Here is a 19,043-nt window from a genome sequence, read left to right as displayed (position 1 = left end):
TCCCGCATACATTGGCTGAATACGGGATTTTCTGTTATCTGACGATAATCAGCGGCAGGAATATTATCCCTGCTGTAAATCTTCGTCGTTATCATTATCGAACAGTGTTTTATCTGTCTGCCCCAGGATTTGGCTGGTAACTGTACCTGCGGTCATGGAACCACTGACGTTCAGCGCGGTACGGCCCATATCAATCAGCGGTTCGACAGAGATCAGCAGGGCGACCAGGGTGACCGGCAGACCCATCGCAGGCAGGACGATCAGCGCGGCGAAGGTAGCACCGCCGCCGACACCGGCAACACCGGCAGAGCTGACTGTCACAATACCGACCAGTGTGGCAATCCACAGCGGGTCAAACGGGTTGATACCGGCGATAGGTGCAACCATAACAGCCAGCATAGCCGGGTAAATCCCCGCACAGCCGTTCTGACCGATGGTGGTACCAAAGGAGGCGGCGAATCCGGCGATGGAGTCAGGAATACCGATACGGCGGGTTTGCGCTTCCACACTCAGCGGAATACTGGCCGCACTTGAACGGCTGGTAAAGGCGAAAGTCAGTACCGGCGCAATTTTACGGAAGAAACGCAGCGGATTGATACCGGCAATACCGACAATCAGGCCGTGAACCACAAACATCAGCAGGATAGCGATATAAGAGGCAACCACAAACGTGCCTAATTTAATGATGTCCTGAATATTTGAACCGGCAACGACTTTGGTCATCAGTGCAAATACACCGTACGGGGTAAAGCGCATGACCAGACGAACCAGTTTCATCACCCATGCCTGGAGGATATCAATTGCCCCGAGCACTTTGGCTCCGCGCTCTTCGTTGTCTTTGATCAGCTGAAGTGCGGCAACACCCATAAAGGCGGCAAAAATCACCACGCTGATAATCGAGGTCGGATTAGCACCGGTCAGGTCAGCAAACGGGTTTTTCGGAATAAAGGACAGAATAAGCTGCGGCACGGTCAGATCAGAGACTTTGCCGGCATACTGCGATTCCAGCTGGGTCAGGCGCGCTGTTTCTTTCACACCCTGAACCAGTCCGTCTGCGGTCAGACCGAAAGCGAGTGTGACCAGAATACCGATCAATGCGGCAATCGCCGTGGTGATCAGCAGGGTGCCGATAGTCAGTACGCTGATTTTACCCAGTGATGATGCCTGATGCAGGCGGGCAACCGCGCTGAGGATAGAGGCGAAAACCAGCGGCATGATGACCATCTGCAACAGCTTCACGTAGCCGTTACCGACGATATCAAACCATGGCAGTGCCTGTTTTACGGCATCATGTTCTGTCCCGTAGAATGCATTCAGCCCGAGGCCGAACAGAACACCGATCACCAGACCGGTGAGTACCTTTTTGGAAAGGCTCCAGTTTTTATTGCTGCAGAGCTTCATCAGCATCAGCAGCAGAATAACGAATATGGCGAGATTGCTGATTAATGGAAAGTTCATCCCGGTCTCCGATACCTGTTGGTATGTTGTTATAGTGTGTTGATTACATCGCATACAGTTGTGCAAATGCAGGAACTGTAAAAGATTCGTTATAGATTAACAGGAGTTTTCCGCATCACTTATAACGAATCTGAATTATTTATAGCTATATTGTAGATCACAGGGAATGATTTGACATGAATAGTCACTAAACAGACTATTTTCTATAGCGATGGGTTATATAAAATCAGTTTCTTATAGCACAGCGTTTATCTGCGCCAGCACCAGCTCCCGCACATGAGCCCACCAGGTTTCCCAGTGTGCGGGCAAATAAAATGAGGCCAGCAGTACAATCAGCGCCACACTGCGCTCTGCCCGTTTATTGCCGCTGCTGCCCAGCAACGGAATACAAAAACGCCAGCGCACCGGCCATAACAGCGGAATACCGGCTGTTGTCAGCATGTCGCCCGCCAGATGGCTCAGATACCCGACAATGACTGCCTGGTAAAAATCGGCCGGAACAGACCAGCTGACCGGCAGTTGTGTGCGGAATAAAATAACACCGGTCAGAATAGCCAGCAGGCTGTGCGTGAATCCCCGGTGACCGCACAGGCGGGAAACCGGTACAGAAATAAAACGAACCCACTGACCCAGCATGGACTTCGGGTGATCGATATCCGGCAGCAGTGCCCCGGCCAGGGCGCCGGGGATCAGGTGCAGCCAGTCCCCCTGACTGATATCAGGCGAAATCTGAAGCTGATGAACCATCACTACAGAAGCGACAGAGAAAAGCAGGTGACCCTCAGCCGTCATGATACCGGGTAAATACTCAGGTGTTTATTTATACAGTGTTACAGTATAAAGTTTTTTATGTCGCCCGGCCAGAGGGTAAGAAAGAAAAAGGCTTATTTATTAATGGATAACTATGGAATATTTCACTAACGGAGCAGGGCGGGCAATTTCCCGCCACACTGTTATCAGAAAAATGCCATCAGCAAACGATTATCAGCGAACCATCGCAGCCGTCAGTTCATTGAGTGATGACAACCGGTAATCCGCCAGTGACCAGCGCGGATCTGCCGCCATTTCAGCAGCAGGTACCACAATGGAGCGCATCCGGGCAGCCTTACAGGCGATCATGCCGTTAACGGAATCCTCCAGCGCAACACACTGCACCGGCGGAACACCCAGTGCCTCAGCTGCGTTCAGATAAACCTGCGGGTGCGGCTTGCTGTATGGCAGATCACCAGCAGAAACCACAGCATCAAAATAATGGCGGATGTTAAACATTTCCAGTACGGATTCCAGCATGTAGAGCGGTGATGCGGACGCCAGAGCGATTTTCAGGCCCTGTGACTGACACAGAGAGAGCGCATGTTCCACTCCGGGCAGAAGCGGACGCTCTTTTTCCACCATCGCGATAGTGGAATCAATAATCCGCTGAGTGACATCCTGTTTTGACGGTGTCTGCCACGGTGAGACGTGATACCACAACTCCACGACCTGATCGATACGCAGACCCAGCATATCGGGCAGTTTATCCCGCAGTGACATATCCAGGCCGATGTCGCTGAAAACCTGATTTTCACTCTGAAGCCAGAACGGCTCAGAATCAATCAGTAAACCATCCATATCAAAAATAGCGGCCTGTACCGGTAAGGTGTGGGACATAGTGTATGCTCCTGATATCCTGTAATGAATTAAAACATCCTCTGATTGTAACAAGCCGTGGCAGAGAGTTCATTAAGTGACTTAATAATTTACGGGGTAAAAAAGTCCGGAATAATGATAATGATCTTCTCCTGACTTCTGCGCTATGATTACGGTGAAAATATCAAATGAGGAAAGCGCATGACGCTGCAACAAGCCCGCTGGGTTGCTGTATTTAAACGGGTGGCAGGCTGGGTGGTTTTTATTCCGGCACTGATCTCAACTATCGTTTCTTTACTGAAACTGGCTCATCAGCAGAGTACCGGCAGTGATAAAATTAATGCGGTTATCGGGGATTTTATTAATGTGGTGACGGAAATGATCCGTGTAAATACGCCTTTTCTGAACACATTCTGGAACAACTCCCCCGTACCGGACAAATTACTCGGCTTTGAGGGGCATAATCTCAGCTTTTTACTGATTTATATCCTGATATTTGTCGGACTGGCGCTGAGTGCTTCCGGTATCCGGATGTCCAGACAAGTCCGGTTTATTCGTGAGAATATCGAAGATCAGGCGATTATTGAGAATGCCAGAGAGAGCGGAAAGACACCTGCGGATTTAATCGCCAAAATCCGCATCCCGAATCACACCATTTTCCGGCAAATTTTTGTGCTGTATGTGCTGCCGGTATTTATCGGCGCCATTGCGTGGTTCTTAATTAAATTTCTGAACTGGTAAACAGAGTTATCTGAAAAAATACCCCGCAGGATTGCTGACGGGGTATTTTTTTATCCGGAAAACGGGGTTATCCCGCAAGAATATCGTCAATAATAGCCTGAGCGCTCTGATAATAGCGGTCACCGAATAAGTGACTGCGATGAAGCTGGTAATAGAGCTGATACAACGGCTGGCGCTCCAGGAAACCACTCTCCAGCGGCCAGACCTGCTGATAGCCGTCGAGGATCTGCATCGGCAGTTCAGGGAAAAACGAGAGCATTGCCAGATCACACTCGCGATCACCCCAGTAACAGGCGGGGTCAAATGCGACAGTTCTTCCGTCAGCGACAGCCGCACAGTTTGACGGCCACAAATCACCGTGGAGCAGAGAAGGTTGTGGCTGGTGGTTTGCCAGTTTTTGCTGCACACGCTGAATAATGTTGTCAATATCGCCGAAGATAATGCCTTTTTCTTTCGCCAGCTGCAATTGCCAGCCAATCCGTTTTTCGGCAAAGAAAGAGGCCCATTTTTTATCCCAGGCATTCGGCTGCGGATTAGTACCCAGCAGGTTATCTTCATCGAAACCATAGCGGGGCTGTTCATGCCACTGATGAAGCCGCGCCAGCTGCTGCCCGAACATATACGCGGAATGGGAATCAAAAGGTTTCAGCGGCAGATATTCCATAATCAGAAAGCTGAAGTCTTTTGCCGACCCGACGCCATATACAGCGGGAGTTGTCAGTGTGTTGCTGCGGCTGAGGGCATCAAGCTGCTCGGCCTCAGTTTTGAATACCTGCAACATGTCACGCCGGTTATATTTGATGAAAACCGGGTGATCGCCGTAACGGGCACTCCGGGAAAAGTGAATTTCACCGCCATTGAGCTGTTTCTTGTCAGAGAACGAGTGTTCGCCGAAATGTTCACTGAGTATACGTCCTGCTGCCTGCCACATGAGCCACCTCACTAAGCCGTCTATCAGTCAGTCTATCTTACCGCCGGAAAATAAAAGAAAAAAGCGGACATCTCACACAAATTACACAGTAACTGCAGGGAAATACAGAAAAGGACAAAAACAGAGGGGTGTTTCGGAAGAGTCCGGATGCGGGAGATATTCCGGTAACAGAATATCCCCCGTTATGCAGAGGGTCAGGCAACCTGTCTGCGGCGTTTCAGCGCGGATAACCGTAACTGGTTGTAAATCAGTGCCAGCACAAAATAGAGTGCCTGTACCAGTACAATACAGGCGCCGGTAGCTCCGTCGATATGGAAGCTGACAACCGTACCGATATAACTCGAACTGACAGAAACCAGAATTGCCACCAGAATCATTTTGCCGAAACTGCGGCACAGCAGAAAGGCGATGATACCCGGCGAGATGAGCATGGCAATGACCAGAATGATCCCGACGGCCTGCAGAGAGGCAACGATAGTCAGGGCCAGCAGTGACAGCAGCCCGTAATGCAGCAGACGAACCGGCAGGCCGATAACCCGTGCCTGGTTGGGGTCAAAGCAGTACAGCATGAAATCTTTATATTTCACCATCAGTACAACCATCGTCAGCCCGGCGATAATCAGGGTCTGGCGCAGTTCAGCCTGGGTGATCCCGAGGATATTACCGAACAGAATATGTGTCAGGTGCTGTTCGGTATCAATGCGGGTAAACAGTACCAGGCCAAGCGCAAACATACCGGAGAAGACAATACCCATGACGGTATCTTCTTTGATTCTGCTGTGTTCTTTCAGATAACCGGTGGCAAAGGCGCAGAAAAGCCCGGAAATAAATGCGCCGATAATCAGCGGAATGCCCATCACAAATGCCATTACAATGCCCGGCAGAACGGCATGAGAAATAGCATCCCCCATCAGTGACCAGCCTTTGAGCACCAGAAAACAGGAGAGAACAGCACAGACCGCACCGGTCAGAATAGCGGCCAGCATGGCCCGCTGCATAAACGGGAAAGCAAACGGGTCGATAAACAATGAGGTCAGAAAATCACTCATGAGTTTGCCTCCTGACGCAGTTTTGCTGATTCCCGGCGGGCACGGCGGCGGGCGGACAACATGCCGTGTTTTGGCGCAAAGAAGAAAGCGATCAGGAAAATAATTGTCTGCAGGGTCACAATCATGCCGCCGGTGGCTCCGTTCAGAAAATAACTGATATAGGCGCCGGCACTGCTGGTAACTGCCCCTAAAATAACAGCGATGATCAGCAGTTTTTTAAATTGATCCGTTAACAGATAGGCGGTGGCTCCGGGGGTGATGACCATCGCAATGACCAGAATCGCCCCGACAGTCTGAAGTGCCGCGACAGTACATGCGCTGAGCAGGGTAAAGAAGATAATTTTCAGTGCCAGCGGATTCAGACCGATAGAGCGGGCATGCGTTTCATCGAAAAAGACCACCAGCAGATCTTTCCAGATAAACATCAGCACGAGGAAAGAAACAGCAATAATAATTTCCACCTGTAACATGTCTTCATCCGCAATCCCGAGAATATTTCCCATGATGATGGTCTGTACATTCACAGAGGTCGGGTTCAGGGAAACGATCAGCAAACCGGCGGCAAAGAAAGTGGAAAATATAAACCCGATCACCGCATCCTCCCGCAACCGGGTCAGATGGCGGACAAACGTCATGGAAAGAGCGGCCAGCATACCGGTGAAAAACGCGCCGACAGAGTAAGGAAAGCCGAGGGCGTAAGCCCCCGCGACACCGGGAACCACGGAGTGGGAGAGGGCATCCCCCATCAGTGACCAGCCTTTCAGCATCAGGTAAGCAGACAGAAAGGCACACACTGCTCCCACGATACCGCTGACCCAGATGGCTTTTACCATATAGTTATATTCAAACGGCTGGAGTAACAGCTCTGTCATGGCTGCTCGTCCTTACTGCCGGTTTTTACCGTCAGATTATCCTGATGGCCGTAGAAGACAGCGGCGCGTTCGTCGTCGGTAATCACCGTCAGTGAACGCGGATCGTCGTCGTCATGCAAATCCGGACCGGACAGATTGATATGGCGCAGCACACCGCCGAATGTTTTTTCCAGGTTTTTCTGCGTGAACGTGGTGGCGGTCGGGCCGCTGTCGAGCACCGTACGGTTTATCAGGATCACATGATCACAGAATTCAGGGACACTGCCGAGGTTGTGGGTGGATACCAGCACCAGATGTCCCTCTTCACGCAGTGAACGCAGTAAATCAATAATGGCATTCTCTGTTTTGACATCCACACCGGTAAACGGCTCATCCAGCAGCAGGACTTTTCCGTTTTGCGCGAGGGCGCGTGCCAGAAACACACGTTTTTTCTGTCCGCCGGAGAGTTCGCCTATCTGGCGGTGGCCCAGACCGGTAAGGCCGACGCGTTCCAGAGCGTCGGCGACAGCTTTTTTATCCTCTTTGCCGGGAATTCGCAGAAAACCCATTTTGCCGTAACGGCCCATCATCACGACATCAGAGACCAGAACCGGGAAGTTCCAGTCCACTTCTTCTGTCTGTGGAACATAGGCAATCACATTTTTTTTCAGCGCGGCACGTACCGGTTCATCATTCAGTGTCACCCGCCCCTGTGTCGGCGTAACCAGCCCCATAATGGTTTTGAACAGGGTGGACTTACCGCTGCCGTTAATACCGACGAGCGCACAGATAGAACCGCCTTCTATGCTGAAACTGGCATCAAAAATGGCGGTATGACCATTGTTATAGGTGACAGTGGCGTTATCGACAACCAGCTGTGGCTTGCTGAACTGATCACTCATTGATGAAATCCTTTGGCGATAGTATTTACAGTAGTATTGAGCAGATCAATATAGGTCGGAACCGGGCCGTCAGCGGCGGACAGAGAATCCACATACAGTACACCGCCGTATTCTGCGCCGGTTTCTTTGGCAACCTGTTTCGCCGGTTTGTCAGAGATAGTACTTTCGCTGAATACAACCGGGATTTTATATTTACGTACGGTATCAATCATATGACGCACCTGCTGTGGGGTGCCTTGCTCTTCTGCGTTAATCGGCCACAGATAGACTTCCTGAAAACCGTAATCATTGGCCAGATAACTGAACGCACCCTCACTGGTTGCCAGCCAGCGCTGGTTTTCAGGGATATTTGCCAGACGGGCACGCAGCGGGGCATCAAGCGCTTTTATTTTTGCCGCATACGCTGCCGCGTTTTTATTATAGGTTTCCGCATTGGCCGGGTCATGTTTTACCAGTGCGGCACGAATATTTTCGATGTACATCAGGGCGTTGGTCGGGGACATCCAGGCATGCGGGTTCGGGTTACCGTTATACGCACCGCCGCGGATAGAATTTGGTGTAATTCCCTCAGTAATGACAACCGCCGGGACATCCTGTAAATTTTCAAAGAAGCGTTCAAACCAGCGCTCCAGATTCAGACCGTTCCACAGGATCAGGTCAGCATCCTGTGCGCGCATGATGTCTTTCGGGGTTGGCTGGTAATCATGGATCTCCGCGCCGGGCTTGGTGATTGATTCCACAACAGCAGCATCACCGGCCACGTTTTGCGCCATATCCTGAATGATGGTGAAAGTGGTAACGACTTTGAATTTTTTCTCTGCCGCAGCGGAGTACCCGCTGACAGCACACAGTGTCAGCAGCAGCACAACATGCCGGAAGATCTGTGTCAGGGACGGAAAGGAAAACGTATTTTGTTTTTTGTTCATTTTATCAGCCTGCCTGGTTAAAGTGTGACAATCACTAAGGATATTGTTTATGATAATGATTATCAATATCATTTGCGCTTGTCAAGCACTTCCGTAATATCTTTATAACATTCAGTACGATCGATTCACACTATGCTATGAATCACATAAAATGTAAAAGTTAAGTAAACTCCTTTTGGTTTATGTGTGTTTTCAGTATCCTTAGCTTCGTCAGAATGCCGGATAAAGGGTAACAGAGTGAAAAAAACCGTTAGTGTGATTGCTTTAGCATTATTGTTGGCGGGCTGCTCAGGAAGCAGCGAACAAAACCGCACCAATTACGGCTCCGGCGGCTGGATAACACCGCCATCTTCCGGCATTACTGATTCTTCCGTTTATCCGGTAAAGGGCAGTGGTGTCTATCCTGCAACCCCGTTTGATCAGTTTATCCGCCAGGCATCTAACCGCTATGAGGTCGATGAAACGCTGATCCGTGCCATTATTGAGGTTGAATCCTCTTACCGGCCTGAGGTTATCAGTAAATCCAATGCCGTTGGTCTGATGCAGATTAAAGCCTCTACGGCCGGGCGCGATGCTTATCGTGTAAAAGGCCGCAATGGCGAACCGAGCACCCGTGATTTACTGGACCCGCAAACCAACATCGATATCGGCACAACTTATATCCGGATTATCCGTGACCAGCATCTGGCCGGCATTACCGATCCGCAAACGCTCAATTACGCAACGATTGTTTCCTACGTTAACGGCGCCGGAGCTTTACTGCGCACGTTTGATAACAACCGTGCACTGGCGATTGAAAAAATCAATGCGCTGTCAGCCGATGAATTTTATGAGCATGTACAGAGTAAACACCCTGCATCACAGGCTCCGCGTTATCTGTGGAAAGTGAAAAATGCTTACCGCGCACTGGCGATGGCGGACTGATCTTCTGACTTTCTCTTTATAAATCCCCCCTCCGTTGCAGATGCTGCGCCGCAGTGTGAATCTGCAACGGAATCGTCCTGCTGAATTTCCCCTGCAATAAATCCGGTCTGCTGTTTCTGTATCACGTGCCAGTTCCCTGTGACTAAAAAGCATACGATTTACGCCGGTAATAATGAAGAAAAGAATGAGAGGGAATGATAAATTGCGTGTTATGCGGAAAAATGAAAAAAAAAAGCCCTGATTCAGGATCAGGGCAATAAAAATACCAAAAGTTCACTTATCTCTACTACGGCCGGAGTATAACGGACAACATTTTACAATTGGTGAATTAACAATGATAAATTGTATCAATGTTTTACCTGATTGTTCCGCAAAATAAATGATTGCGCTCCGTGATTGAGCGCCGTGATTGTTACAAAGCAGTCGTACCCGGCGGGAAGTCCGGCTATAATGCCGGGCTTTCTCTGATACTGATAATTAAAATTGCCGGGTATGATGACTACACGTATGTTACGGATATTTATTGCGACAGGCGGGTTATTTCTGTTTCTGTCGGTGCTTCATTTAAGTTTTGGTTATGAATATAAGTTCATTTATGTTCTCAGTGCTGCGGCGCTGTTTACATTCTGCCTGTCATTCAGCAGAGTGTTATATGTTCTGCTGCTGACGATATATTTACTTACGGGTCTGATTTACGGAGCTGTGGGGATTAATTACGGTTATCCCGATGTGAATGCGGTTGGTTCACTGATGTATACGGATAACGGTGAATCGCTGGAATATATTGCAGGGCTGCCGTTTAAAACCTATCTGTATCTTGCCGGATTACTGGTATTTGCAGGCTGTGCGTTGCTGATGAAACCACTGAAAAAACGTCATCAGCGTATTGCACTGTTTACCGTCTTTTTTATTACCGCATTCTGGTCATCCTCAAAAGATTATATTCAGGGAAAATCTGAGGGATTTGTCTCGGTATTCCGTTCCGGTCTGCCGGAAATTCGTTTTTTCCGTGACAGTTATGAAAGCTATGAGGAAATCCGCAAAGACAACCTGCGTTATGCGAAAGTGATTGAAACCAGTGACCACTGGAACCCGCAAGTAACAGAGACCGGTTATGATACCTATATTCTTGTCATCGGTGAGAGTGTGCGCAAAGACTTTATGCATGCGTTCGGTTTTGAATTACATCCGAATACACCATGGATGAGCAGCCGGAACGGCCTGTTTTTTGATAATTATATTTCAGCATCAGGCTCCACCACTCTGTCTCTGACAAATGCACTTGCTGTCCGTGAAAAGAATGTGACAAACCTGAGTGATAATCTGGTATCACTGGCCAATAAAGCCGGTTTTCATACTTACTGGATTTCAAATCAGCATATGAAAGGCATTTATGATTCCCCTGTCGGTATTATGGGGAAAAAAGCCGGGTTTTATCATTTTCTTGCCCCGAACCGCTCGGATAAAGGCGGGCCGGATGAAATGCTGCTGCCGTTTGTGCGTGACGCACTGGCAGAAAAAAAAGGTAAGAAACTGATTGTGGTTCATTTGATCGGTTCTCACCCGCAACCCTGCGGAAGACTGACTGAAAATTTCGATAAATTTATCGGTTCACGCAATATTTCCTGTTATATCAAAAGTATTGAGAATACCGATAAATTACTGTCGGATATTGCAGAAATGGCAGGGCAGGATAAGCAGCGCTGGACGATGGCTTACTTCTCTGACCATGGTCTGCTGTTTGTGGATAAGGGAACGGAAAATACCAATCTGACACACGGCGACAGCATGAAACAGAATTTTCAGGTACCGTTTTTTATCACCGCGTTTGATGCTCAGTCACAAACCCGGATCACGCATTTCCGCAGCGGATTATCTATGCTGCCGCTGCTGAGCCAGTGGATGGGGATTAAGGAGCCAAAACTGGAAAGTGATTGTGACTGGCTGCGGGATACTGATTGTGCCGGACAAAAGAACGTGGTGAATTTTAAAAATGAACTGAAGTCATTTGACTCATTAGCGGAAGATAATCCGGTTCTTCCCTGAAAGCGGGCTGCGGCAGATTTTCATAACGGCATCTTGTCGTACAGAAAATGATTTAAAATCTGCCGCAGATGCTGTTTTAAAAAGGAAATGTTCATAATTTCTGCATTCTTTGTGACACCGCACACTTTTTCAGATACCTGGTCACATAAACCTATTAATCCTTATTTGCTGTGCTAGTATGGATTTCGAGTTCCGGCAAGGGCGCCCGGCAGATTATTATCCGCAGGTGTGACCCGGCTTGCAATGTACGCAAGAAATTGCCGGTAACGTACTGAAAATCAAATAAATGAGATTTCTATATGTGATCTTACGTATGGGTCACCACTGTAGATAAGGATTTAAAAATGCCTGTAATTACTCTTCCTGACGGCAGTCAGCGCCAGTTTAACCATCCTGTTTCTGTCCTTGATGTTGCGAATGATATCGGTGCCGGTCTGGCGAAAGCCTGCATCGCCGGTCGTGTTAACGGTACGCTGGTCGATGCCTGCGATATGATCGAACACGATGCCACGTTAGCCATTATCACCGCCAAAGACGAGGAAGGACTGGAAATCATCCGCCACTCCTGTGCTCACCTGTTAGGTCATGCTATCAAACAATTATGGCCGAACACCCGCATGGCGATTGGTCCGGTCATCGATAACGGTTTCTATTATGACGTTGACCTCGATGAGTCTCTGACCCAGGAAGACCTGGAGAAACTCGAACAACGGATGACGGAACTCGCCAAAAAAGATTATGACGTGGTGAAAAAACGCGTCACATGGGGCGAGGCCCGCGAGACGTTCGTTTCCCGTGGTGAAGATTACAAGGTTGAAATTCTGGACGAAAATATCGGTCAGGATGAGCATCCTGCACTGTATTTCCATGAAGAATATATCGATATGTGCCGTGGTCCGCACGTACCGAATATGCGTTTCTGCCATAGCTTCAAATTACAGAAAGTGGCCGGTGCCTACTGGCGCGGCGACAGCGAAAACAAAATGCTGCAACGCATTTACGGCACCGCGTGGGGCGATAAGAAGCAGTTAGCTGCCTATCTCCAGCGTCTGGAAGAAGCTGCAAAACGCGATCACCGTAAAATCGGTAAGCAGCTTGACCTGTATCATATGCAGGAAGAAGCGCCGGGTATGGCGTTCTGGCATAACGACGGCTGGACAATTTTCCGTGAACTGGAAGTGTTCGTCCGTGTGAAACTGAAAGAGTACGATTACCAGGAAGTAAAAGGTCCGTTTATGATGGACCGCGTTCTGTGGGAAAAAACAGGACACTGGGAAAACTACAAAGAGCATATGTTCACAACGTCTTCTGAAAACCGTGAATATTGCATTAAGCCGATGAACTGCCCGGGTCATATCCAGATCTTCAATCAGGGTCTGCGTTCTTACCGTGATCTGCCGCTGCGTATGGCGGAGTTCGGCAGTTGCCACCGTAACGAATCTTCCGGTGCACTGCATGGTCTGATGCGTGTCCGCGGCTTTACTCAGGATGATGCGCATATCTTCTGTACAGAAGAGCAGGTGATGGACGAAGTCAGTGCCTGTATCCGTATGGTCTATGATATGTACTCCACTTTCGGCTTTAAAAAGATTGTGGTTAAACTGTCTACCCGTCCGGAAAAACGCATCGGTTCTGATGTCCAGTGGGATAAAGCCGAAGCTGACCTGGCAAGCGCACTGAAAGAAAACAACATTGAATTCGAATATCTGCCGGGCGAAGGTGCCTTCTACGGGCCGAAAATTGAATTTACTTTGTATGATTGTTTGGATCGTGCATGGCAATGTGGTACAGTGCAGCTCGATTTCTCTCTGCCGGCTCGTCTGGGTGCAACTTACGTTGCCGAAAACAATGAACGCGTTACCCCGGTGATGATTCACCGCGCGATTTTAGGCTCAATGGAGCGCTTCATTGGTATCCTGACTGAAGAAACTGCCGGTTTCTTCCCGACATGGTTAGCGCCTAACCAGGTAGTGGTAATGAATATCACTGATTCTCAGGCCGATTATGTTCAGAAAGTCGTCAAAGAACTGCAGGATGCCGGAATTCGTGCAAAAGCAGACTTGAGAAATGAGAAAATTGGCTTTAAAATTCGCGAACACACGCTACGTCGTGTTCCGTATATGCTGGTCTGCGGTGATAAAGAGATGGAAACAGGCGAGGTGTCTGTTCGTACCCGTCGCGGCAAGGATCTTGGCAGCATAAACGTGAGCGAATTTAAAGACGCACTGCTTGAAGAAATTCGCAGTCGCAGAATTGAAGAACAACCGGAGGAATAAGGTATTAAAGGCGGAAAAAGAATTCAAACAGCACGTCCGAACCGTATCAATGCGGAAATCCGTGTCAATGAAGTTCGTTTAACTGGTCTTGAAGGTGAACAGCTTGGTGTTGTGAGCCTGAAAGAAGCTCTTGAGAAAGCCGAGGAAGCCGGGGTTGATTTAGTTGAAATCAGCCCTAATGCCGAACCGCCCGTTTGCCGTATCATGGATTACGGCAAATTCCTCTACGAGAAAAGCAAATCGGCTAAAGAGCAGAAGAAGAAACAAAAAGTTATTCAGGTTAAGGAAATTAAATTCCGTCCTGGCACAGATGAAGGCGACTATCAGGTCAAACTACGCAACCTGATTCGTTTTCTTGAAGATGGCGATAAAGCCAAAATCACACTGCGGTTCCGTGGTCGTGAAATGGCGCACCAGCAGATTGGTATTGAAGTGCTTAACCGCATCAAAGAAGATCTGAGTGAATTAGCTTCCGTCGAATCCTTCCCGTCGAAGATCGAAGGTCGCCAGATGATCATGGTGCTCGCTCCTAAGAAGAAATAGTCCGGCAATCCAAGTAATAAATGCCGGGGGCAACCCCGGCTTTTATTCGCCGGATTAATTCGTTGTTTAACAATGCGAAGTGGAAATAAAAATGCCAAAGATTAAAACTGTACGTGGTGCAGCTAAGCGTTTCAAAAAAACCGCTAAAGGTGGTTTCAAACGTAAGCATGCTAACCTCCGTCATATCCTGACTAAAAAATCAACTAAGCGTAAACGTCATTTACGTCCGAAAGGTATGGTCTCCAAAGGGGATCTGGGTTTAGTTGTCGCTTGCCTGCCATACGCATAAGCAAGTTTTTTAGCAAAGTTTACGACTTTAGGAGATTAGTATGGCTCGTGTAAAACGTGGTGTCATTGCTCGCGCACGTCACAAAAAAATTCTGAAACAAGCGAAAGGTTACTACGGTGCCCGTTCGCGCGTTTATCGTGTTGCCTTCCAGGCAGTAATCAAAGCTGGTCAGTATGCTTACCGTGACCGTCGTCAGCGTAAGCGTCAGTTCCGTCAGCTGTGGATTGCACGTATCAACGCAGCAGCTCGTCAGAATGGTCTGTCTTACAGCCGTTTCATCAACGGTCTGAAAAAGGCATCCATCGAAATCGATCGTAAGATCTTAGCCGATATCGCTGTATTCGATAAAGCCGCATTTACTGCGCTGGTCGAAAAAGCAAAAGGCGCTCTGGCGTAATAGTTCAGACGGAAGAGGGAGCTTGCTCCCTCTTTTGCTGTCCGGCAGAAAAAATCTGCAGAATGAATAATTTGTCATTGTATATCCTTACGGTTTTCGCGTAATATGAATAAATACATCCTGTTAACTGACAAATAGTTGAGAAAATGAATAATATCGTTTCTTTCCGCTTCTTTTTTTACTTTAGCGCCTGAACTCAGGGGGCTTTGCGCGTAAAAAAGAAACGAAAAGTAACGCCGTAAGCCTCCAGTATGGAGGCTTTTTTGTTTCAGGGGTTTGCCGGAACGGGTGAGACAATCACGTCCGGCAGCACCGTCGTCATTCGTCATAATTGAAGACCACAGGGTCAGAGGAATAGGAAAACATGCCACATCTCGCTGAACTGGTTGCTCAGGCAAAAGCAGCCGTCGAAGAGGCAAAGGATGTTGCAGCGCTGGAATCGGTACGTGTTGAATACCTGGGTAAAAAAGGGCATTTAACCTTACAGATGCAATCGCTGCGGGATCTGCCGCCGGAAGATCGTCCTGCTGCGGGTGCAGTGATTAACGAAGCCAAACAAGAGGTTCAGACAGCACTGAATGCCCGTAAAGATTCCCTGGAATCTGCGGCACTGAATGCCCGTCTGTCCGCTGAGCGGATTGATGTCTCGCTGCCGGGACGCCGCATGGAAAACGGCGGCCTGCATCCGGTTACCCGTACCATTGAGCGTATCGAAACCTTTTTCGGCGAACTGGGCTTTTCTGTTGAATCCGGCCCTGAAATTGAAGACGACTATCATAACTTTGATGCACTGAATATTCCGGCGCACCATCCGGCGCGTGCTGACCACGATACGTTCTGGTTTGATGCCAAACGTCTGCTGCGTACGCAGACTTCCGGTGTGCAGATCCGTACCATGAAAGATAAACAGCCGCCAATCCGCATTATTGCGCCGGGCCGCGTTTACCGTAATGACTACGACCAGACCCATACCCCGATGTTCCATCAGACAGAAGGCCTGATTGTGGATACTGATATCAGTTTCACCAATCTCAAAGGTACGCTGCATGATTTCCTGAATCATTTCTTTGAAGAAGAAGTGCAGGTGCGTTTCCGTCCGTCCTATTTCCCGTTCACTGAACCTTCTGCGGAAGTGGATGTGATGGGTAAAAACGGCAAATGGCTGGAAGTGCTGGGTTGCGGGATGGTTCACCCGAATGTGCTGCGCAATGTCGGCATTGATCCGGAAATTTACTCCGGTTTCGCCTTTGGTATGGGAATGGAGCGCCTGACTATGCTGCGCTACGGCGTGAGCGATTTACGCGCATTCTTCGAAAATGACCTTCGTTTCCTCAAGCAATTCAAATAAGGCGGGATACTCTCATGAAATTCAGTGAACTCTGGTTACGCGAATGGGTAAACCCGGCTGTCAGCAGCGACGCGTTATCTGATCAGATTACCATGGCCGGCCTGGAAGTGGACGGTACAGAAGCCGTTGCCGGTCAGTTTAACGGTGTGGTTATCGGTGAAGTGGTTGAGTGCGGACAGCACCCGAACGCCGATAAACTGCGCGTGACAAAAGTAAATACCGGCGGTGACCGCCTGCTTGATATCGTCTGCGGCGCGCCAAACTGCCGTCAGGGCCTGCGTGTGGCTGTTGCAACAGTTGGTGCGGTCTTACCGGGTGATTTCAAAATCAAAGCGGCTAAACTGCGCGGTGAGCCGTCTGAAGGGATGCTCTGCTCATTCTCCGAGCTGGGGATCAGTGCAGATCACAGCGGTATTATTGAATTACCGGCAGATGCGCCAATCGGTACTGATCTGCGCGAATACATGAAGCTGGATGATACTGCGGTTGAAATCAGCATCACGCCAAACCGTGCGGATTGCCTGAGCATCCGTGGTGTGGCCCGTGATGTGGCTGTTATCAATAAAATGGATTATCAGGCACCGGATATGTCACCGGTTGCTGCTGTTCATCAGGAGACGTTCCCGATCCGCGTTGATGCGCCGCAGGCGTGCCCGCGTTTTACCGGTCGTGTGATTAAAAACGTTGATGTGACAGCAAAAACACCTCTGTGGATGGTGGAAAAACTGCGTCGCGGCAGTATCCGTTCTATCGACCCGGTCGTGGATATCACTAACTACGTTCTGCTGGAGCTGGGTCAGCCGCAGCATGCCTACGATCTGGATACCCTCGAGGGTGAGCTGATTGTCCGTATGGCTGAACAGGGCGAGAAACTGACGCTGCTGGACGGCAACGAAGTCACGCTGACTGACAACATTCTGGTGATTGCTGATCGCCGCGGCGCGCTGGGCATGGCCGGTATTTTCGGCGGTGAGCACTCCAGTGTGTCTGAAACCACCAAAAATATCCTGCTGGAAACGGCGTTCTTTAACCCGCTGTCTATCACCGGCCGTGCACGTCAGTATGGTCTGCATACCGATGCTTCGCACCGTTTCGAACGCGGTGTTGACCCGAAATTACAGCGTATGGCCGCTGAACGTACCACACGCCTGATTCTGGAAATCTGCGGTGGTGAGCCGGGCGAAATTATTGAGGTTGTTTCTGAAGCGGATTTACCAAAAACGGCAACCATCACGCTGACCCGCAACAAACTTGACCGTCTGATTGGTCACCATGTGGATGATGCACAGGTGACAGATATCCTGACCCGTCTGGGCTGCGATGTGAAAACCGCACAGGATCAGTGGCAGGTGACTGCACCGTCATGGCGTTTTGATATGGAAATCGAGGAAGATCTGGTGGAAGAAGTGGCCCGTATTTACGGCTACAACAATATCCCTGATGTTCCGCTGCGTGCTGACCTGATCATGACCTCCCGCCATGAAGCGCATCTGCCGCTTAAACGCGTGAAAACACTGATGGTTGACCGTGGTTTCCAGGAAGCAATTACTTACAGCTTTGTCGATCCGAAGATTCAGGCTCTGCTGCATCCGGCACAGGATGCGATTATTCTGCCGAACCCGATTTCTGCGGATATGTCAGCCATGCGTCTGTCACTCCTGACCGGTCTGCTGAGTACCGTCGTGTACAACCAGAACCGTCAGCAGAGCCGTGTCCGCCTGTTTGAATCCGGTTTACGCTTTGTTCCGGATGCTGCCGCAGACCTCGGGATCCGTCAGGAAACCATGCTGGCAGGCGTTATCGCCGGTAACCGTCATGAGGAACACTGGTCATCGGAAAAACAGGTCGTTGATTTTTATGATTTAAAAGGTGATCTGGAAGCCATTTTAGAATTGACTGGTAAATTAGATCGTGTATCGTTTAAAGCAACGACGAATCCGGCCCTCCATCCGGGACAAGGTGCTGAGATTTATCTGGAAGATGAGCATATTGGTTATATCGGTGTGGTTCATCCGGAACTGGAGAAAAAACTGGATCTCAACGGCCGTACGGTTGTCTTTGAAATCCGCTGGGACGCACTGACAAACCGTATTATTCCTGAAGCTGAAGCAATTTCACGCTTCCCTGCGAACCGCCGGGATATCGCCATCGTTGTGCCGGAAAACGTCGCTGCTGAAGACATTCTGAATGAATGTAAAAAAGTTGGCGTAAATCAGTTAGTTGGCATAAACTTATTTGACGTGTACTGTGGTAAAGGTGTTGCTGAGGGTTATAAGAGTCTGGCGATCAGTCTGACCTTACAGGATACAGAGCGTACACTTGAAGAAGATGAAATTGCAGCAACCGTAAACAAATGCGTTGCCGCGTTGCAACAGCGATTTAAAGCATCCTTGAGGGACTAAACCTATGGCGCTTACTAAAGCTGAAATGTCAGAAAATCTGTCGGAAAAACTGGACCTGAGCAAACGCGATGCGAAGGACCTGGTTGAACTGTTTTTTGAAGAGGTACGCCGTTCTCTTGAGAATGGTGAGCAGGTGAAATTATCCGGTTTCGGAAATTTTGATCTGCGGGACAAGAATCAGCGTCCGGGCCGTAACCCGAAAACGGGTGAAGATATTCCTATCACAGCCCGTCGTGTTGTCACTTTCCGTCCGGGGCAGAAGCTGAAAGCCAAGGTCGAAAAATCGACACCGAAAGAGTAAGACCTGAAACGACCTCGTATGAGGTCGTTT

At 49.2% G+C, this 19,043-nt stretch carries 18 protein-coding genes and 1 other annotated feature; of the genes, 10 read left to right on the top strand and 8 right to left on the bottom strand.

The window, feature by feature from the left end; all coding sequences use genetic code 11:
- Nucleotides 1-63: 63 nt before the first annotated feature.
- The 3 genes from R5268_RS17575 to hxpB form a co-directional block, all read right to left on the bottom strand.
- On the bottom strand, nucleotides 64-1,458 hold the full coding sequence (locus R5268_RS17575; RefSeq protein ID WP_046893582.1) for an L-cystine transporter: 1,395 nt from the start codon (nucleotides 1,456-1,458) through the stop codon (nucleotides 64-66).
- 234 nt (nucleotides 1,459-1,692) lie between these two features.
- Nucleotides 1,693-2,250: a metal-dependent hydrolase gene (locus tag R5268_RS17570; protein WP_046893581.1), complete on the bottom strand. Its 558-nt coding sequence runs from the start codon at nucleotides 2,248-2,250 to the stop codon at nucleotides 1,693-1,695.
- A gap of 192 nt (nucleotides 2,251-2,442) precedes the next feature.
- A complete protein-coding gene (gene hxpB, locus R5268_RS17565) occupies nucleotides 2,443-3,108 on the bottom strand; it encodes a hexitol phosphatase HxpB (protein ID WP_218454170.1) in 666 nt (221 codons plus the stop codon).
- 180 nt (nucleotides 3,109-3,288) lie between these two features.
- Between hxpB and R5268_RS17560 the strand changes: the two genes are divergently transcribed.
- Nucleotides 3,289-3,828, top strand: a complete 540-nt coding sequence (locus tag R5268_RS17560; RefSeq protein ID WP_046893579.1) for a YniB family protein — start codon at nucleotides 3,289-3,291, stop codon at nucleotides 3,826-3,828.
- 67 nt (nucleotides 3,829-3,895) lie between these two features.
- On the opposite strand, the gene R5268_RS17555 is transcribed toward R5268_RS17560, so the two are convergent.
- The 5 genes from R5268_RS17555 to R5268_RS17535 all read right to left on the bottom strand — a co-directional run bounded on the left by R5268_RS17555 (nucleotide 3,896) and on the right by R5268_RS17535 (nucleotide 8,487).
- The gene (locus R5268_RS17555) at nucleotides 3,896-4,759 is read right to left on the bottom strand and encodes a fructosamine kinase family protein (RefSeq protein ID WP_317420116.1); all 864 of its coding nucleotides are present in this window, start codon (nucleotides 4,757-4,759) and stop codon (nucleotides 3,896-3,898) included.
- Nucleotides 4,760-4,953: 194 nt separating this feature from the next.
- A complete protein-coding gene (locus tag R5268_RS17550; RefSeq protein WP_052926821.1) occupies nucleotides 4,954-5,808 on the bottom strand; it encodes a metal ABC transporter permease in 855 nt (284 codons plus the stop codon).
- Nucleotides 5,805-6,680, bottom strand: coding sequence for a metal ABC transporter permease (locus R5268_RS17545; RefSeq protein ID WP_046893576.1), 876 nt, complete (start codon nucleotides 6,678-6,680; stop codon nucleotides 5,805-5,807). Before R5268_RS17545 ends, R5268_RS17550 begins: the two co-directional genes overlap by 4 nt.
- Nucleotides 6,677-7,561 (bottom strand): manganese/iron ABC transporter ATP-binding protein, encoded by an 885-nt coding sequence (locus R5268_RS17540; protein ID WP_046893575.1) that lies wholly within the window; start codon nucleotides 7,559-7,561, stop codon nucleotides 6,677-6,679. The genes R5268_RS17545 and R5268_RS17540 overlap by 4 nt, the downstream gene beginning before the upstream one ends.
- On the bottom strand, nucleotides 7,558-8,487 hold the full coding sequence (locus R5268_RS17535; protein WP_317420118.1) for a metal ABC transporter substrate-binding protein: 930 nt from the start codon (nucleotides 8,485-8,487) through the stop codon (nucleotides 7,558-7,560). The genes R5268_RS17540 and R5268_RS17535 overlap by 4 nt, the downstream gene beginning before the upstream one ends.
- 237 nt (nucleotides 8,488-8,724) lie before the next feature.
- Here R5268_RS17535 and R5268_RS17530 point away from each other — a divergent pair, with 237 nt between their 5' ends.
- The 9 genes from R5268_RS17530 to ihfA all read left to right on the top strand — a co-directional run bounded on the left by R5268_RS17530 (nucleotide 8,725) and on the right by ihfA (nucleotide 19,013).
- Nucleotides 8,725-9,411: a transglycosylase SLT domain-containing protein gene (locus tag R5268_RS17530; protein ID WP_052926823.1), complete on the top strand. Its 687-nt coding sequence runs from the start codon at nucleotides 8,725-8,727 to the stop codon at nucleotides 9,409-9,411.
- Between the two features lie 702 nt (nucleotides 9,412-10,113).
- The gene (locus R5268_RS17525; RefSeq protein ID WP_247719085.1) at nucleotides 10,114-11,457 is read left to right on the top strand and encodes a phosphoethanolamine transferase; all 1,344 of its coding nucleotides are present in this window, start codon (nucleotides 10,114-10,116) and stop codon (nucleotides 11,455-11,457) included.
- A gap of 344 nt (nucleotides 11,458-11,801) precedes the next feature.
- Nucleotides 11,802-13,733, top strand: a complete 1,932-nt coding sequence (gene thrS / locus R5268_RS17520; RefSeq protein ID WP_218454168.1) for a threonine--tRNA ligase — start codon at nucleotides 11,802-11,804, stop codon at nucleotides 13,731-13,733.
- Nucleotides 13,734-13,736: 3 nt separating this feature from the next.
- Nucleotides 13,737-14,276, top strand: coding sequence for a translation initiation factor IF-3 (gene infC, locus R5268_RS17515; protein WP_072056868.1), 540 nt, complete (start codon nucleotides 13,737-13,739; stop codon nucleotides 14,274-14,276).
- A gap of 91 nt (nucleotides 14,277-14,367) precedes the next feature.
- Complete coding sequence (gene rpmI / locus R5268_RS17510; protein WP_004235358.1) at nucleotides 14,368-14,565, top strand: 50S ribosomal protein L35; 198 nt, start codon at nucleotides 14,368-14,370, stop codon at nucleotides 14,563-14,565.
- A gap of 40 nt (nucleotides 14,566-14,605) precedes the next feature.
- Entirely contained in the window at nucleotides 14,606-14,962 is a 357-nt protein-coding gene (rplT, locus tag R5268_RS17505; RefSeq protein WP_004235362.1) for a 50S ribosomal protein L20, read from the top strand.
- Nucleotides 14,963-15,107: 145 nt separating this feature from the next.
- Nucleotides 15,108-15,230 (top strand) — a sequence feature (Phe leader region).
- Nucleotides 15,231-15,326: 96 nt separating this feature from the next.
- A complete protein-coding gene (pheS, locus tag R5268_RS17500; protein WP_052926825.1) occupies nucleotides 15,327-16,310 on the top strand; it encodes a phenylalanine--tRNA ligase subunit alpha in 984 nt (327 codons plus the stop codon).
- A 14-nt stretch (nucleotides 16,311-16,324) separates the two neighbouring features.
- Nucleotides 16,325-18,712, top strand: coding sequence for a phenylalanine--tRNA ligase subunit beta (pheT, locus tag R5268_RS17495; RefSeq protein ID WP_317420121.1), 2,388 nt, complete (start codon nucleotides 16,325-16,327; stop codon nucleotides 18,710-18,712).
- A gap of 4 nt (nucleotides 18,713-18,716) precedes the next feature.
- The gene (gene ihfA, locus R5268_RS17490) at nucleotides 18,717-19,013 is read left to right on the top strand and encodes an integration host factor subunit alpha (RefSeq protein ID WP_004235369.1); all 297 of its coding nucleotides are present in this window, start codon (nucleotides 18,717-18,719) and stop codon (nucleotides 19,011-19,013) included.
- Nucleotides 19,014-19,043: the final 30 nt, after the last annotated feature.

The sequence above is a fragment of the Morganella sp. BCCO 40_0007 genome, assembly GCF_032989665.1.
Taxonomy (GTDB): domain Bacteria; phylum Pseudomonadota; class Gammaproteobacteria; order Enterobacterales; family Enterobacteriaceae; genus Morganella; species Morganella sibonii.
Note: the sequence above shows the minus strand (reverse complement) of the source record. Positions and strands in the feature narration are given on the sequence as shown.

Excerpts from the sequence above, each read along its gene's own strand:
- R5268_RS17575 (WP_046893582.1), bottom strand. The coding sequence starts at position 1,458 with ATGAACTTTCCATTAATCAGCAATCTCGCCATATTCGTTATTCTGCTG.
- R5268_RS17570 (WP_046893581.1), bottom strand. The coding sequence starts at position 2,250 with ATGACGGCTGAGGGTCACCTGCTTTTCTCTGTCGCTTCTGTAGTGATG.
- hxpB (WP_218454170.1), bottom strand. The coding sequence starts at position 3,108 with ATGTCCCACACCTTACCGGTACAGGCCGCTATTTTTGATATGGATGGT.
- R5268_RS17560 (WP_046893579.1), top strand. The coding sequence starts at position 3,289 with ATGACGCTGCAACAAGCCCGCTGGGTTGCTGTATTTAAACGGGTGGCA.
- R5268_RS17555 (WP_317420116.1), bottom strand. The coding sequence starts at position 4,759 with ATGTGGCAGGCAGCAGGACGTATACTCAGTGAACATTTCGGCGAACAC.
- R5268_RS17550 (WP_052926821.1), bottom strand. The coding sequence starts at position 5,808 with ATGAGTGATTTTCTGACCTCATTGTTTATCGACCCGTTTGCTTTCCCG.
- R5268_RS17545 (WP_046893576.1), bottom strand. The coding sequence starts at position 6,680 with ATGACAGAGCTGTTACTCCAGCCGTTTGAATATAACTATATGGTAAAA.
- R5268_RS17540 (WP_046893575.1), bottom strand. The coding sequence starts at position 7,561 with ATGAGTGATCAGTTCAGCAAGCCACAGCTGGTTGTCGATAACGCCACT.
- R5268_RS17535 (WP_317420118.1), bottom strand. The coding sequence starts at position 8,487 with ATGAACAAAAAACAAAATACGTTTTCCTTTCCGTCCCTGACACAGATC.
- thrS (WP_218454168.1), top strand. The coding sequence starts at position 11,802 with ATGCCTGTAATTACTCTTCCTGACGGCAGTCAGCGCCAGTTTAACCAT.
- rpmI (WP_004235358.1), top strand. The coding sequence starts at position 14,368 with ATGCCAAAGATTAAAACTGTACGTGGTGCAGCTAAGCGTTTCAAAAAA.
- rplT (WP_004235362.1), top strand. The coding sequence starts at position 14,606 with ATGGCTCGTGTAAAACGTGGTGTCATTGCTCGCGCACGTCACAAAAAA.
- pheS (WP_052926825.1), top strand. The coding sequence starts at position 15,327 with ATGCCACATCTCGCTGAACTGGTTGCTCAGGCAAAAGCAGCCGTCGAA.
- pheT (WP_317420121.1), top strand. The coding sequence starts at position 16,325 with ATGAAATTCAGTGAACTCTGGTTACGCGAATGGGTAAACCCGGCTGTC.
- ihfA (WP_004235369.1), top strand. The coding sequence starts at position 18,717 with ATGGCGCTTACTAAAGCTGAAATGTCAGAAAATCTGTCGGAAAAACTG.